This window comes from Filifactor alocis ATCC 35896, assembly GCF_000163895.2.
Lineage (GTDB): Bacteria > Bacillota > Clostridia > Peptostreptococcales > Filifactoraceae > Filifactor > Filifactor alocis.
Map to the genome: position 1 here is coordinate 1,372,928 of NC_016630.1, position 14,516 is coordinate 1,387,443.

The 14,516-nt window shown below is 35.3% G+C and carries 15 protein-coding genes; 1 reads left to right on the plus strand and 14 read right to left on the minus strand.

What is annotated here, in order from left to right; translation table 11 throughout:
- Positions 1–41: 41 nt before the first annotated feature.
- The 10 genes from HMPREF0389_RS06000 to HMPREF0389_RS06045 form a co-directional block, all read right to left on the minus strand.
- Positions 42–1,085 (minus strand): permease, encoded by a 1,044-nt coding sequence (locus HMPREF0389_RS06000; protein WP_014262735.1) that lies wholly within the window; start codon positions 1,083–1,085, stop codon positions 42–44.
- Positions 1,086–1,147: 62 nt separating this feature from the next.
- A complete protein-coding gene (locus HMPREF0389_RS06005) occupies positions 1,148–1,903 on the minus strand; it encodes a YwaF family protein (RefSeq protein ID WP_014262736.1) in 756 nt (251 codons plus the stop codon).
- Positions 1,904–2,284: 381 nt separating this feature from the next.
- A complete protein-coding gene (locus HMPREF0389_RS06010) occupies positions 2,285–2,836 on the minus strand; it encodes a hypothetical protein (RefSeq protein ID WP_014262737.1) in 552 nt (183 codons plus the stop codon).
- Positions 2,837–3,564: 728 nt separating this feature from the next.
- A complete protein-coding gene (gene tnpA, locus HMPREF0389_RS06015) occupies positions 3,565–4,035 on the minus strand; it encodes an IS200/IS605 family transposase (RefSeq protein WP_014261821.1) in 471 nt (156 codons plus the stop codon).
- 215 nt (positions 4,036–4,250) lie between these two features.
- Positions 4,251–5,270 carry an electron transfer flavoprotein subunit alpha/FixB family protein gene (locus tag HMPREF0389_RS06020; protein ID WP_041250829.1) on the minus strand — a complete coding sequence of 340 codons (1,020 nt, stop codon included), beginning with the start codon at positions 5,268–5,270 and terminating at the stop codon, positions 4,251–4,253.
- 75 nt (positions 5,271–5,345) lie between these two features.
- Positions 5,346–6,128 (minus strand): electron transfer flavoprotein subunit beta/FixA family protein, encoded by a 783-nt coding sequence (locus HMPREF0389_RS06025; RefSeq protein WP_014262739.1) that lies wholly within the window; start codon positions 6,126–6,128, stop codon positions 5,346–5,348.
- 18 nt (positions 6,129–6,146) lie between these two features.
- Positions 6,147–7,286, minus strand: a complete 1,140-nt coding sequence (locus HMPREF0389_RS06030; RefSeq protein WP_014262740.1) for an acyl-CoA dehydrogenase — start codon at positions 7,284–7,286, stop codon at positions 6,147–6,149.
- 481 nt (positions 7,287–7,767) lie between these two features.
- Positions 7,768–8,943: an acetyl-CoA C-acetyltransferase gene (locus HMPREF0389_RS06035; protein ID WP_014262741.1), complete on the minus strand. Its 1,176-nt coding sequence runs from the start codon at positions 8,941–8,943 to the stop codon at positions 7,768–7,770.
- Between the two features lie 107 nt (positions 8,944–9,050).
- A complete protein-coding gene (locus HMPREF0389_RS06040) occupies positions 9,051–9,893 on the minus strand; it encodes a 3-hydroxybutyryl-CoA dehydrogenase (protein WP_014262742.1) in 843 nt (280 codons plus the stop codon).
- A gap of 118 nt (positions 9,894–10,011) precedes the next feature.
- Entirely contained in the window at positions 10,012–10,791 is a 780-nt protein-coding gene (locus HMPREF0389_RS06045; protein WP_014262743.1) for a short-chain-enoyl-CoA hydratase, read from the minus strand.
- 748 nt (positions 10,792–11,539) lie between these two features.
- Between HMPREF0389_RS06045 and HMPREF0389_RS06050 the strand changes: the two genes are divergently transcribed.
- Positions 11,540–11,989, plus strand: a complete 450-nt coding sequence (locus HMPREF0389_RS06050; RefSeq protein ID WP_242821708.1) for a DUF523 domain-containing protein — start codon at positions 11,540–11,542, stop codon at positions 11,987–11,989.
- Between the two features lie 195 nt (positions 11,990–12,184).
- Here HMPREF0389_RS06050 and rplT read toward each other — a convergent pair whose 3' ends face one another.
- The 4 genes from rplT to HMPREF0389_RS06070 form a co-directional block, all read right to left on the minus strand.
- Positions 12,185–12,538, minus strand: coding sequence for a 50S ribosomal protein L20 (gene rplT, locus HMPREF0389_RS06055; RefSeq protein ID WP_014262745.1), 354 nt, complete (start codon positions 12,536–12,538; stop codon positions 12,185–12,187).
- Positions 12,539–12,559: 21 nt separating this feature from the next.
- The gene (rpmI, locus tag HMPREF0389_RS06060) at positions 12,560–12,757 is read right to left on the minus strand and encodes a 50S ribosomal protein L35 (RefSeq protein ID WP_014262746.1); all 198 of its coding nucleotides are present in this window, start codon (positions 12,755–12,757) and stop codon (positions 12,560–12,562) included.
- Positions 12,758–12,791: 34 nt separating this feature from the next.
- Complete coding sequence (gene infC, locus HMPREF0389_RS06065; protein ID WP_014262747.1) at positions 12,792–13,373, minus strand: translation initiation factor IF-3; 582 nt, start codon at positions 13,371–13,373, stop codon at positions 12,792–12,794.
- A 109-nt stretch (positions 13,374–13,482) separates the two neighbouring features.
- Positions 13,483–14,247 carry a GNAT family N-acetyltransferase gene (locus HMPREF0389_RS06070; protein WP_014262748.1) on the minus strand — a complete coding sequence of 255 codons (765 nt, stop codon included), beginning with the start codon at positions 14,245–14,247 and terminating at the stop codon, positions 13,483–13,485.
- Positions 14,248–14,516 lie beyond the last annotated feature (269 nt).

Here is a 14,516-nt window from a genome sequence, read left to right on the forward strand (position 1 = left end):
CTTCCTAAAGAACATTCCATCCTGCCGTATCAATATCATCTCTAAAAAATAACATACTCTGCAAGTGCCGAAAGTACAAAACATACCGAAAAAATCATCAAAATCAAACGAAACAGTGCTTTCTTCCGGAATACAGTTGCCAGCATCAGTGTATTCTTGATATCAATCATAGGTCCGAAAATTAAAAAAGCCAACAGAGAACTTCCTCCGAACTGTCCTCTCAAGCTCGCAGCAATAAACGCATCTGCCTCCGAACACAAAGACAACAAAAACGCCAGTCCCATCAATACCAAAATAGAAACAATCGGATTACCGCTCAACTGCATCCAATATTGTTTCGGGAGAGCAACCTGCATCAATGCAGAAAGACCCGCACCGATAATCAAAAATTTTCCTACTTCATAAAATTCCGCAACGGTATGGCTCAAAATACTTTTTAAAATAACAGAACCTGAAAAAACTGATTCTATTAACTCTCCATGAGCATGTCCATGAGTACAAGAGTGCTCCTCTTCCATAATATGATGCTCATGTCCTGCCGGCAAAATACCATCATACTCTCCTACATGGCTATGGTTGTGTTCTTGACTCCAAACATCCTGCTGTTTGCCGTCATGATGATGTCCGCAACCGCAGGAACAAGTATGAGTATGTGTTTCTTGTACCAAATCCTCCTTTGTAAGAAAATTTGACACAAGAATTCCAATCATCACTGCCCCGGCATAGCCGAACAGTCCTCGATACCACATCATCTCAGGCTGATTCATAAACGCATATCTTGTAGAAAGCAATACAATCGGATTCAAGATGGGCACAGACAGCATAAAGGTAATCGCTACTCCAAGCGGAATCCCTTTTTTAACCAATCTACGCACAACAGGAACGATCGCACACTCACAAATCGGAAAGAATAGCCCCATTCCCCCGGCGACAAAATAAGCAATCCATTCTTTTTTAGGCAAATGATTCTGTACCCATTGTTCACTTACAAACAACTCAATCATAGCCGATGCAATTGTTCCAATCAAAACAAACGGTAATGCCTCAAATAATATGCTCAAAAAAATGATACCGAAATCATTCAAAATTTATTCCTTCTTCCAAAACTCTCTAATCACTCAGATTTCAAAAAATATACTATAACAAATTAGGATCGAATAGAACTCAAAATCTCTTTCACGCTTGAAGTCACTTCTTCATTATTTCTAACCGCGAATTTATACCATCCAATCAATACCAATAGTGAAAACGATATATACAAAAAAGGATACACCGGTGCTATTTTTGCAAAAAACTCATTATTATATGGAGGATAATTGACATATCCATAGTTTGCATCCAAAATTCTATTGACAATTTTAACAGTTATGACATAGTACAAAAACATTTTAAGTGCAACCAAAAAAGACTTATCATTCAATCTCTTGCCATGGCAAGCATACATATATGTCGGTACAATAATCAACAGACCATGACCGATAAAAAACTGGATAAACATCACATTCGGAAATCCAACTCCGCTCACATCAGGACCCAACAATGCCACCATAGCACATGGGATTCCCATCAAATAGCTGATACTAAAGAAATGATCTTTCTTTGTTACCAATAGCAACAACGCCACAATTTGCCAAATACGACATGGATACAGCGGCAATGAATCATGAATACTGAACTGCTGATTCAACATATACCAACTATACAACATGAATTGTTGCAACATTAAAGCAACAATAAAAGAATATCGCAAGATATTTTTGCTATCTGAAAATCCAACCTTTTTGGACAATAACAACAATATTACAATAAGTGCTATCAGTCCCAGCATCACACAATGTGAGGTTGAAAAAGTATGGAATTCTCCACCTGAAAAATATAAAACATCAACTATATGTTGCAACATAATAATACTCCTTTTTTCATCACAATCTCCCTATTATACTCACTAAGTATAAACAAGATTTGTGGAATTTTAGTATGAAAATATCAATTTATTCATTCGATATTGGTCTATCTATTACAAAGCTTTAGTAGTTTTACAATTAACCAAAGAAAAACATTTTTATATTACTGAAAAATAACATATACCTATACTATATTTACGGTAAATAAGGCATAGAACAATTAGAAAAACCAATAAAAAATGCAATTGCTATAAAAAATATCTGTTACAGATACTTCTTACAACAAATACTTCTTACAACAAATACTTCTTACAACAAATACTTCTTACAACAAATATAACCACTCTAAATGTTGATAGTCTATCGTTCTTTCTACCTCTTTATTTTTGTACCAACTCTTGCAAATTATCAAAATGATACGATTCAATCTTTGTTTTATCTCCGTCTTTTACTGTAATCAAACTTCCTTTTTGAACAGAAGTTTGAATCACTGTTCCGGAATCATCCAACACATCTACTTCCACTTCAAAAGTCTGATTCATCCCATCCTTTACCATGGTCGTTTCTTCTTTGTTTGTGATTTTGACAGACTTTACTTGTAGCGTTTGGTTCTTTTCATAAATTACCTTGTTAAGTTGCAACAGTAATCTATTTGCCAATAATTTTTCAAATCCTTTTTCCGTCATATCTTCCTGTACTCTACTATGAAATGCAAGTAATGCATCTATCATCAATTGAGCATCCTCTATATTTGTCACTTTTTCTTGTGTCTGTCGATATACTTCGTATGGATTATCTTCACTCACCGTATAGAATGTTGTCAAAAAATGCTCCACTGTCAAATCCACAGAATCTTGTTTTTTACATGCTGAAAACATCACTCCTATCACAAGAATGATTGCAATACAAAGTATTGTTTTATACTTTTTCATAACACAGACTCCTTTTCATTTCAGTTTCATTCTTCTATTAACCTAGCATACTGATTTTTTTACTATCAAAATCAACCTATCATATTACAAATGTTTCATAATCATCTGCTTTTTACAGATATGATAGATTACAGAAAACTATCTGCCATAATATTTGTTAATAATAAGATAAAATTCCAAAAACCTTCTCTTTGCTTTTATTCTACCATATCTTATTATTATTGGAAATAACTGTATCTCTATACCAAAACTTAATTAAAATTCCATACATATTTAATTTGAAAAAACACTTTCTTTCACATTGTTGTATCTGAAACAACCAAATCATATATCACTCACATATGAACCCATAAAAAGCAGCTTAACATTGTAACAAATAGGAAGGAACTGTGATGCTAAAATTCAATAGAATTCTTTCATGATTGCCTGAAAACATGGAATCATTCAAATACTTTGAAAAAATTATCGACAAACTCTGTGAAACTGTCAATAAACTGATGAATAAAACAATCAAAAGTATAAACTTATAAAGATTGGGTTGTTCAATCCTTACATTATGTTTTAGTATAAAAAACTCTCCATACAAATTTTTTATTCCTATCAATCTATTTCATCTATCAAATAAATATCCACCGGCATAGCCGGTGGTTTTTCATTTTCGGGCATAGCCCTATCTTAACTGGCAGCACACACGTGTGCTTTTTATTGGCCTGCCAGCCATGCATTTTTTATTTGCTACCCGTAAACGGGTCTCTCGGATCAAATATACTTAATTGATCACTTTCTCTATCTACTTTCAATTGATTTGATATATATTCCTGTATTGCTTTTGTATTTTTACCTACGGTATCTACGTAATATCCTTTACACCAAAACTCTCTGTTTCTATATGCAAACTTCATGTTTCCATATTTTTGAAATATCATTAGACTGCTTTTTCCTTTCAGATATCCCATGAAACTCGATACACTTATTTTTGGTGGTATACTAAGTAATAGATGTATATGATCGGGACAAACTTCTCCTTCTATTATTTCAACTCCTTTCCACTGACATAATGTTCTTATTATATCTCTTATCGCTTCCTTTTTTTCTCCATAAAAGACTTTTCTTCTATATTTTGGTGCAAATACTACATGGTACTTACAATTCCATTTGGTATGTGCTAAACTGTTATTGACATTATTTTGTTGAGACATTTTAATGTTCCTCCTAATCTATTCTGTTTTTCATCAGCTGGCAGGCTTTTATACAGTTTAGCACATTAGGAGGTTTTTTTTCACCGCTTAAGCTTTTTTGAACCACGCGACTATCGCGTGGTTTTCTTTATACAAAAAGGAAGTGTTTCCGTCTATCGACGGAACACTTCCTTTATCAGTACTCTATTCTAATACAATCCTTCTATAAGGAGTTCTTATTTATTAGCTTCTGCTAATTGAGCTTTTTTGATTTCTTCTGTTACTAAAGGTAACACTTTGTGTAGGTCTCCAACAACCCCGATATCAGCAACTTCAAAGATAGGTGCTTCAGGGTTTTTGTTTACAGCTACGATGAAATCAGATTCTTCCATACCAGCCAAGTGTTGGATAGCTCCGGAAATACCGCAAGCCATATAAAGTTGAGGACGAACTGTTTTTCCTGTTTGTCCTACTTGGCGTTCTTTTGGCAACCAACCGCTATCGATTGTAGCACGAGAACCGGAAACTGTTCCTTTTAATACTGCTGCCAAATCTTCTAATGGTTGGAATTTATCAGGTCCACCAACTCCACGACCTGCAGAAACAAGTACATCCGCTTCTTCAATGTTTACACGTTTTGTTGTTTCTCTTACTTCTTCAATAATTTCTACTGTTTTATCAGCTTCTGTCAATTTAGCGTCAAAGTTAATTACTTCACCTTTTCTGCTTGGGTCAGCATCTAATTTTTGCATAACTCCCGGACGTACTGTAGACATTTGTGGTCTGAAATCAGGGCAAGCGATTGTAGCCATAATGTTTCCACCAAATGCAGGACGAGTACTTAATAGGTTTCCTGTTCCTTCTTCGATTGCAAGACTTGTACAGTCAGCAACCAATCCTGTATGCCATCTTGCTGCTACTCTCGGAGCAAGGTCACGACCGATTGATGTAGCTCCGAATAGTACGATAGCAGGTTTCACTTCTTCAATGATAGCAACAATTGATTTTGTATATGGTTCTGTCATGTAAAGTTCAGCAACAGGGCTATCTACTACATATACTTTATCAGCACCATGGGAAATCAACCCGCCTGTTAATCCTGCAACATCTTTTCCGATTAATCCTGCGATTACTTCTTGTCCTAATTCATCTGCTAATCTTCTTGCTTCTCCAATAAGTTCCAAAGAAACTTTTTGTAATTCACCAGTTCTTTGTTCAGTGAACACTAAAACACCTTTAAATTCTGAAAGGTTCACAAAAATCCCTCCTATATTCTATATTTTTATCCGTTTTCTTTTCTACAACTTTTGCTTTAACTTACTTTCAAAAAATTATAAGATATATTTTTCTTGAAGTTTTTCAACGATAACTTTTGCAGCTTCAGCCGGGCTAAGGTTATCAAATAATTTTCCTGCTGTTTTTGCACCTTTTGTAAAGGATTTTTTAACTTTTGTAGGAGATCCTTTTAATCCAAGGTCACTTGCATCAACAGGGATATCATTTACTCCCCATACAGGAATTTCTTTTTCGTAAGCTTCAAAGATTCCGCTAACTGTCATATATCTTGGTTCGTTTAATTCTTTCAAAGCTGTAATTAAGCAAGGGAATTTTGCTCTAATTGTTTGATATCTGTCTTCGAATTTTCTCTTAACAACTACTGCGTCTTTTTCTACTTTGATATCTTCAGCATAAGTTACAGCAGGTAAGTGAAGATGTTCTCCGATTTGAGGTCCAACTTGTGCTGTATCTCCGTCAATCGCTTGACGTCCTGCAATAATCATATCATATTCTAAGTTTTTCAATGCAGCTGCAATTGTACGGGATGTTGCCCATGTATCCGCTCCACCGAATTCTCTTCCGGAAACTAAAACTGCTTTGTCCGCTCCCATAGCCATTGCTTCTCTCAAAACAACTTCTGCTTGAGGAGGTCCCATTGAAACAACAGTAACTTCTGCACCAATTTCATCTTTAATACGAAGTGCTGCTTCCAATCCTGCTTTATCGTCAGGGTTAATAATAGAAGGTACACCATCACGAATCAAAGTATTTGTTTTTGGGTCGATTTTAACTTCAGCTGTATCCGGTACTTGTTTTATACAAACTACAATCTTCATTTGTCCCATTCCCCTTTCCTATTTCAATAAGCTCTTAGCGATAACCATTCTTTGTACTTCTGAAGTTCCTTCATAGATTTCAGTTATCTTAGCATCTCTCATCATTCTTTCAACCGGATAATCTCTTGTGTATCCGTATCCACCAAATAATTGAACTGCTTTTGTTGTTACAAACATTGCTGTTTCAGCAGCGAATAGTTTTGCTGTTGCAGAGTCAACTCCATATGGCAATTTGTTTTGTTTTTTCCAAGCTGCTTTGTATACCAAGTATTTAGCAGCATCAACTCTTGCAAACATATCTGCTAATTGGAATTGTGTATTTTGGAATTTAGAAAGTGGACGACCGAATTGTCTTCTTTCTTTTACGTAAGCAACTGCTTCATCTAAAGCTCCTTCAGCGATTCCAAGTGCTTGAGCAGCGATACCGATACGTCCTCCGTCAAGAGTTTGCATTGCGATTTTGAATCCTTTACCTAATCCGCCAAGAAGGTTTCCTTTTGGAATACGGCAGTTTTCAAAGATAAGTTCAGCTGTAGCAGAACCTCTGATACCCATTTTCTTTTCTTTCAATCCAAAGCTGAATCCGGGAGTTCCTTTTTCTACGATGAACGCAGATGTTCCTCTTGTTCCTTGAGATTTGTCTGTTACTGCAATTACAACATATGTGTCAGCATAAATTGCATTTGTGATAAAGATTTTGGAACCGTTAAGTACCCATTCATCTCCATCTAACACTGCTGTTGTAGTTTGTCCTGCAGCATCTGTTCCGGCATTAGGTTCTGTCAAACCGAATGCTCCCAATTTTTCTCCGCTAATCAATGGAGCTAAGAATTTTTCTTTTTGTTCGTCTGTTCCGTTTTCATAAATTGGAGCACAACATAAAGATGTATGTGCAGAAACAATAACACCTGTTGTAGCACAAACTTTTGAAAGTTCTTCTACTGCCATAACATACGCTAAATAGTCTCCACCTTGTCCTTTGTATTCTTTTGGATAAGGGATTCCCAATAAACCGATTTTTTGCATTTTTGCTACTGTTTCTTCAGGAAATCTTTCTTCTTCATCAACATCTGCAGCAAGCGGCTTCACTTCGTTTACAGCGAATTCTTGCAACATTTGTTGCATTAAAATATGTTGTTTTGATAAACCAAAATCCATGTTTCTTCCTCCTTAAAATATGGTTAAAGTTTGTTCTGCTATGAGAGGTTAATTCCTTATGTAGAATGTATCTCATAATGTAGAATATATCTCATAGCACTTACCTACATAGTATATCTCTTATTTTGAAATTTTCCAATATCTTTTTGAAAAAATTTTAACAATTTTTCGTTGTTCTCCTGTATCCTTTGTAAAATCAACGATAAAAAAATAATTTTCTTTAATTTTTTCTTCAAAAAATTTTCTTCGTATGTGCAATATATTTCATTTTATATTGTCTTTTTTAATTAAAATTATTTTCAACAAAAAAAGCAACTCAAACATTGAAATTGTATCGACCTCCAATTGTTAGATTTTTATTCTAACTTTTTGGGGTCACATCAAATTATCTGAATTGCTTTTTGTTTTATCTATTTATTCTTGGATGTTATTTTTTTGTTGACTTCATTTGACAAATCAAGTTGTCAACTCGAAATGAGAATTATCGTTTTACGATAAGTGCTGTTCCCATTCCTCCGCCGATACAAAGTGTTGCCAAACCGTGTTTTGCATCACGGCGTTTCATTTCGTGAAGCAATGTAACTAAGATTCTTGCTCCGGATGCTCCGATAGGGTGTCCGATTGCAATTGCTCCTCCGTTTACATTCAATTTTTCTCTCGGAATGTTGAGTTCTCTTACTACTGCTACAGATTGTGCCGCAAATGCTTCGTTTGCTTCGAATAAATCGATGTCATCTACTGTCATTCCTGCTTTTTCCAATGCTTTTTTGCTTGCAGGAACCGGTCCGATTCCCATGATGGAAGGATCTACACCTGCACTTGCATAAGATACAATTGTTGCAAGAGGTGTCACTCCCAATTCTTCCGCTTTTTCTTTTGACATCAATACCAACATTGCAGCTCCATCGTTGATTCCGGAAGCATTACCTGCTGTTACGGAACCGTCTTTTTTAAATGCAGGTTTTAATTTTGACAATTTTTCCATTGTCATTCCCGGTTTGATGAACTCATCTTTATCTACAACAACTTCACCTTTTCTTGTTTTTACTACGAAAGGTGCAATCTCTTCATCAAAGCGACCTTCGTTTTGTGCAGCTTCAGCGTGTAACTGAGAAGCCAATGCCAATTCATCTTGCTCTTCTCTTGTGATATTCCATTGTTCATTGATGTTTTCTGCTGTAATTCCCATGTGGTAGTGGTTAAAAGCATCTGTCAAACCATCGTTTACCATGGTATCTACGATTGTTTTATCTCCCATTCTTGCTCCCCAACGAGAAGTAGGAATCGCGTAAGGCGCCATACTCATACTTTCTGTTCCGCCTGCTAAGATAATATCGGCATCTCCGACACCAATCAATTGTGCTGCCAAAGAAACTGCACGAAGTCCCGAACCGCAAACCATATTGATACTCATTGCAGGTTTTTCTTTTGGAATGCCTGCTCCCATTGATACTTGTCTTGCTACATTTTGTCCCAAAGCCGCAGACAATACATTACCGATATAAGATTCTTCAATTTGTTCCGGAGTGATACCTGCTCTTTTAATTGCTTCTTTTGCCGCACAAACTCCCAAATCTACTGCAGGAACATCCTTGAATGCCCCTCCGAAACTTCCTACCGCTGTTCTTGCCGCACTTGCTATTACAACTTCTCTCATGTAAAATCCTCCTAAATTTTTATAAATTTAACTACTTCTTTATTTGATACAAACGAATTTATTTGATACAAACGAAATTTTCTTACAATATCGGTCTTCGATTCTTCTTAGCGATAATCATAAAATCCTTGTTTTGTTTTTCTTCCTAATTTTCCTGCACGAACCATTTTGCGTAACAAGGTATGTGCTCTGTATTTCGGATCGCCGAATTCGGTATAAAGAACGTCCATAATGGCAAGCACTACATCAAGCCCTATCAAATCTCCCAATTCCAAAGGTCCCATCGGATGGTTCGCTCCCAGTTTCATTGCAGAGTCAATCTCTTCTTTTGATGCCACTCCCTCTGCAAAGATTCCGATTCCTTCGTTAATCATCGGAATCAAAATTCTGTTTACTACAAATCCAGGCGCTTCATTTACAGTTACAGGAGTTTTTCCGATTTCTTCCGATAGTTTGTATACCAAGTTATGCGCATCATCAGATGTCATTTCTCCACGAATAATTTCTACCAATTTCATCATCGGAACCGGATTAAAGAAATGCATTCCAATTACTCTTGCAGGATTTTGAGTTCCTGCAGCAATTTCTGTTACAGAAAGTGAAGAAGTATTTGTTGCAATAACGGCACTTTCTTTCGCCACAGCTTCAATATCGGCAATAATGGCGTGTTTTGTTGCCATATCTTCTGCAACTACTTCTATAAAGAGATCAGCTTCTTTACAGTCAGCAAACTCCATCGTATAAGTGATGTTTGCAAGAGCTTTGTCTTTTGCCTCCTCTGTCATTTTTCCTTTTGAAACTAATTTTTCTAAATTTTTAATAATACCTGCCTTAGATGTTTCGATAGAAGATTCTCTTCTTCCTCTTTCAATTACTTCAAATCCGTTTACTGCAAATGTTTGGGTAATTCCACTTGCCATTGTTCCTGTACCTACAACACAAATTTTCATCTGTAAATCCCTCCATATATCATTTTGTATAACTTAACTTACCAAACAAAAAAATTTATAAAAATTCATTGTTTACAACACAACATTTTTGCTATTTATTTTAACTCCGGAACTTATCCTATTTTGTCTTGAATTTAGGTGCTCTTTTTTCTAAGAATGCTTTCATTCCTTCTTTTTGGTCTTCTGATGAGAAACAAATTCCAAACAGAGACGCTTCAAATTGAATTGCCGTATCCATATCCGTATCCAAACCGCGATTGATACATTCCTTAGAATAACGAACCGCTATTTGTTCATTTTTAGCGATTACATTTGCCATTTCAAGTGCTTTATCTATCAATTTCTCGGGTTCCACCACATGATTGACCAAACCGATACGATAAGCTTCGTCTGCATCAATTACTTTTGCCGTATAAATCATTTCCTTTGCAATTCCAACTCCAACCAATCTGGATAATCTTTGTGTCCCTGAAAAACCAGGTGTAATTCCCAAGCTTACCTCAGGTTGTCCGAACTTTGCTTTGGCAGATGCAATTCTGATATCACAAGCCATCGCAAGCTCGCATCCTCCACCAAGAGCAAAACCGTTAATTGCTGCAATTACAGGTTTTTGGAACAATTCTATTTTTCTGAATACATTTGCTCCGGCAACTCCGAATTCTTTTCCCTCCATCGCATTCATCAGAATCATCTCTTTAATATCCGCTCCGGCAACAAAGGCCTTTCCGCTTCCGGACAACACGACAACATCTACATCGTCATCTTTTGCAATTAAATCGAATACAGCATCCAACTCTTCAATTACTTGAGAGTTCAATGCATTCAATGCTTTTGTATTGTTAATTCTGACAATACCTACCGAACCTTGTTTCTCGAATAATATTTTTTCAAAATCCATAGAAAACTCCTTTTCTTAAATACGCTTTTTATTTTCTATCGAATATCAATACACCTCTATCACTATATTTTATGAGCCCTTTCTTAAAAGTAAATCATAACCGTGTTACTCTTACTTATTCCCAAAAACAGCGTGCCCTAATCTCTCTTTTTGATAATTTTCGAAAGAAATTTTGTTATATATTTATCAATAGAAGCTTGATATTCCAAACTATTTTAGTAGTTAAAAAGTATACCATAAATCAAAAAACAAGTCCTCTGTTTTTTGTAGAAATTATCAATATTTTATATTTTTTATCAAAAATATTTTATAAAAAAGCAAATATCCTATCTTTTTTGATATTTTTCTCCGAAATCAATAAAATTATCCTGTTTTGTCATTTCATTTTCCCTTCTTCTACCTTTTCGGCACATCATACCAAAATAATATTTTAACAAAATAGCATGACAGAATTGTGGTCTGTTCAAAAAATTATCGTACCGCAACTTCATAAAAATCAGTACAGCTGAGTATTACTCAGAAGTATATCAAATACTCTAACATTTTGGTAAGAGTCAAAAAAGTATGTAATTTGAAATTCGGTATTGATGGTATTGTCTCCTACAGCGAATGTATACCTCTGAATTTTTTGGCATCTCCATTGATTCTGATACTAAAATTCTGTACAATCATCTTATAGAAAATAATATTTTTACCTGCTAATAACAGATAATATCAGAAACTAAGAAAATCTCGGAAAGGAAGAAGAATGACAATTTTCGCTCATTCCATACAAAGATCCACTATGAAAGAATTATGGCTTGTCAGCGCATGCTTGCTTGGAAAAAACTGCACATATAACGGCGAAAACAATTACAATCAAAAGGTAATTGAATTTTTGAAAGATAAATGCTATATTGCTGTCTGTCCGGAAGAAGCCGGCGGACTCGGTACTCCGAGAATCCCATGCGAAAGAAACGGAAATAAAGTAATCAACAGAGAAAATACTGATGTCACAAAAGAATTTCAACTGGGTGCAAAAAAATGTTTTTCACCAAATGCAACTCATGCACTGTTAAAATCGAAAAGTCCATCCTGTGGCAAGGGCAAAATTTATGACGGTACTTTTACCAAAACTTTAATAAATCGACATGGTATCTTTGCCGAACTATGCCTTTCAAATCATATTGTTGTAATGACGGAAGAGGATATTGTTTAACCATTCTTATCACTAAAACTGAGATGTTTCTCAATTTTCTTATACATTGAACTGCAACATATCAAATAATCTATCCGTCATTACAACAACATGTACGACTACACATATATTTTTTGTTTTCCATACAAAAAGTCCTTATCTCTCCAACACTTTGAAGAAATAAGGACTTGTTTTTTGATTTTCACAAAGTAGCGACTATTGTGCTGCTTTTGCTGTTTCAACCAATGCAGAAAATCCTTCAGGATCATGAATTGCCATTTCGGATAACATTTTTCTGTTGATTGTAATTCCGGCTTTTTTCAAACCGTACATAAATTTGGAATAGCTCATGCCGTTTGCTCTTGTTCCGGCATTGATTCTTTGAATCCAAAGTTTTCTAAAATCTCTTTTCTTTAATTTTCTACCTACATAAGCATGGCTCAATGCTTTCATTACAAATGCATTTGCCGGACGGAATAATTTAGATCTTCCACCTCTGAATCCTTTTGCAAGTTTTAATATTTTTTTATGTTTTTTCTTTGCATTAACTGCCTTTTTTACTCTAGCCATTTTTATCCTCCTTACTAATTCTTATAGATATGGTAATAATCTTGAGATACGATCTTGATCACCTTTAGTTACAATACCTGCTTGTCTCAAATTTCTTTTTCTTTTTGCAGATTTTTTAGTAAGAATATGACTTTTGTAAGCCTTACCTCTTTTTAATTTTCCGGAACCGGTCATTTTGAATCTTTTTTCAGCTCCTCTGTGAGTTTTCATTTTTGGCATGATGTTTTCCTCCTTCTAAACTTAACTGAATGTATTATTTCTTTGCAGTCGGCTCTACCATCAACACAAGACTGTTTCCTTCCATTTTTGGTTTTCCAACCGGTGTACCTTGTTCTTGAACCAACTCAACAAATTTATCCAGTACAATGAATCCAATATCCTTATGTCCTAACTCTCTTCCTCTAAACCGAACAGAAACTTTCAATTTATCTCCGTTCGCCAAAAACTTTGTTCCCATTTTTGCTTTGGTTTTCAAATCATTTTCTTCGATTGCAGGACGAAGTCTGAGTTCTTTCATTACTACTACTTTTTGTTTTTTCTTTGACTCTTTCTCTCTCTTTGCCGATTCATACTTGTACTTACCGTAATCCATGATTTTACACACCGGCGGTACAGCATTCGGAGAAATTTTCACAAGATCCAACTCTTGGGCCGTTGCTAATTCCAATGCTTGCTTTGCAGACATAATCCCCAATTGTTCTCCGCTCTCTCCAATCAAACGGATCTCTTTGTCACGGATTTCTTCATTGATTTGTTGTTCTTTGATAATGATACACCTCCAAAATTTATCAAATGATTCGCTCTGTTTTCGACATAAAAACAGGGCGAATAGCATTCTATCCGCCCTTAAATTACACAATAAAATGATTTTACCTTATGAACCGCAGTTATAAGGTGAGAGACGGATTCTCTGCTTTGCTAACCATTAAAGTATACTATTCTTTTTAATCATTGTCAATCATTTCTTTGTATCTTTCCCAAAAACGATACCCGTCTTCAAATCCCACTTTTTCAAACAAATGATTTGCTACAATATTTAGGTCCTCTACTTCTGCAATCACAAGCTCTGCATCATACCGATATGCATAACTCAACATACACATCAACAATCTTTTGGAATAAGACAATCCGCGGTAACGAGGCACAATCACAATATCACAAACAGTAAAAATTCCACGATCCAAACTTCCGTATGCCACTCCGACCGGAACGCCTTCCTCTAACAATGTAAAATAATAGAATTTTTCTTGTGTACGCGACATATTGTCATGAAAAACACGGACTCTTTCTTCAGACATATCTAAGAACTTAACATAGTTTGCCATCCAATGATCTTCGAGTTCTTCTTCAATAAAAACTCCGTTTTGAATATAGCTTGCAAAGGTAAACAATTCTTTTTGCAATTTGCTGATATCTAATACTTTTACTGTTCCTTCCATACATTTTTCATATCCGCATTTGAACAACTCCTCATCCAAATCACGATACTCTTTTGTGTATAAGATTCGATAACTCGGAGAATACTCTTTAGAAAAAAGTAAGCTCTCATTATGTTGAATTCTTTCTAACAGGGAATTCTTCTTGTCTTCCATCACATAAATCATACATGGGCTTGTATTGGTACGAAAACGAATCAAAAAATCATTTTGTCTCAAATCGGTTGTAGATGGATTTGAGTTCAATAATATCTCTTCACATAACTTAATCATACTATCCCTTCTTTCTATCCTTGTTATCTGTTGTTGCAGTCAATTCATCCGAACAGAGTCTCCATTTGTAACTGTTCACACCAATTCACTATAACACACTACGTTCATCAAAAACTTTCTTATATTATACACTTATTTGAAAAAGGAAAGCAAGCTGTTTGAAAATTTCTCACATTTCATCTGGTCAAGACAAGATATTGCCATCCGATTATGTTGTTTTTGAATATACCATTCTCTGTTTCGTTTACCCTCTGTCATCATTTCAAGCT

What these genes read in the sequence shown, in the direction of transcription:
- rplT (WP_014262745.1), bottom strand. Translation starts at nt 12,538, where the DNA reads ATGGCTAGAGTAAAAAAGGCAGTTAATGCAAAGAAAAAACATAAAAAA.
- tnpA (WP_014261821.1), bottom strand. Translation starts at nt 4,035, where the DNA reads ATGTCTCAACAAAATAATGTCAATAACAGTTTAGCACATACCAAATGG.
- HMPREF0389_RS06070 (WP_014262748.1), bottom strand. Translation starts at nt 14,247, where the DNA reads ATGATTAAGTTATGTGAAGAGATATTATTGAACTCAAATCCATCTACA.
- rpmI (WP_014262746.1), bottom strand. Translation starts at nt 12,757, where the DNA reads ATGCCAAAAATGAAAACTCACAGAGGAGCTGAAAAAAGATTCAAAATG.
- HMPREF0389_RS06030 (WP_014262740.1), bottom strand. Translation starts at nt 7,286, where the DNA reads ATGGATTTTGGTTTATCAAAACAACATATTTTAATGCAACAAATGTTG.
- HMPREF0389_RS06005 (WP_014262736.1), bottom strand. Translation starts at nt 1,903, where the DNA reads ATGTTGCAACATATAGTTGATGTTTTATATTTTTCAGGTGGAGAATTC.
- HMPREF0389_RS06040 (WP_014262742.1), bottom strand. Translation starts at nt 9,893, where the DNA reads ATGAAAATTTGTGTTGTAGGTACAGGAACAATGGCAAGTGGAATTACC.
- infC (WP_014262747.1), bottom strand. Translation starts at nt 13,373, where the DNA reads ATGCTATTCGCCCTGTTTTTATGTCGAAAACAGAGCGAATCATTTGAT.
- HMPREF0389_RS06050 (WP_242821708.1), top strand. Translation starts at nt 11,540, where the DNA reads ATGACAATTTTCGCTCATTCCATACAAAGATCCACTATGAAAGAATTA.
- HMPREF0389_RS06035 (WP_014262741.1), bottom strand. Translation starts at nt 8,943, where the DNA reads ATGAGAGAAGTTGTAATAGCAAGTGCGGCAAGAACAGCGGTAGGAAGT.
- HMPREF0389_RS06045 (WP_014262743.1), bottom strand. Translation starts at nt 10,791, where the DNA reads ATGGATTTTGAAAAAATATTATTCGAGAAACAAGGTTCGGTAGGTATT.
- HMPREF0389_RS06010 (WP_014262737.1), bottom strand. Translation starts at nt 2,836, where the DNA reads ATGAAAAAGTATAAAACAATACTTTGTATTGCAATCATTCTTGTGATA.
- HMPREF0389_RS06025 (WP_014262739.1), bottom strand. Translation starts at nt 6,128, where the DNA reads ATGAAGATTGTAGTTTGTATAAAACAAGTACCGGATACAGCTGAAGTT.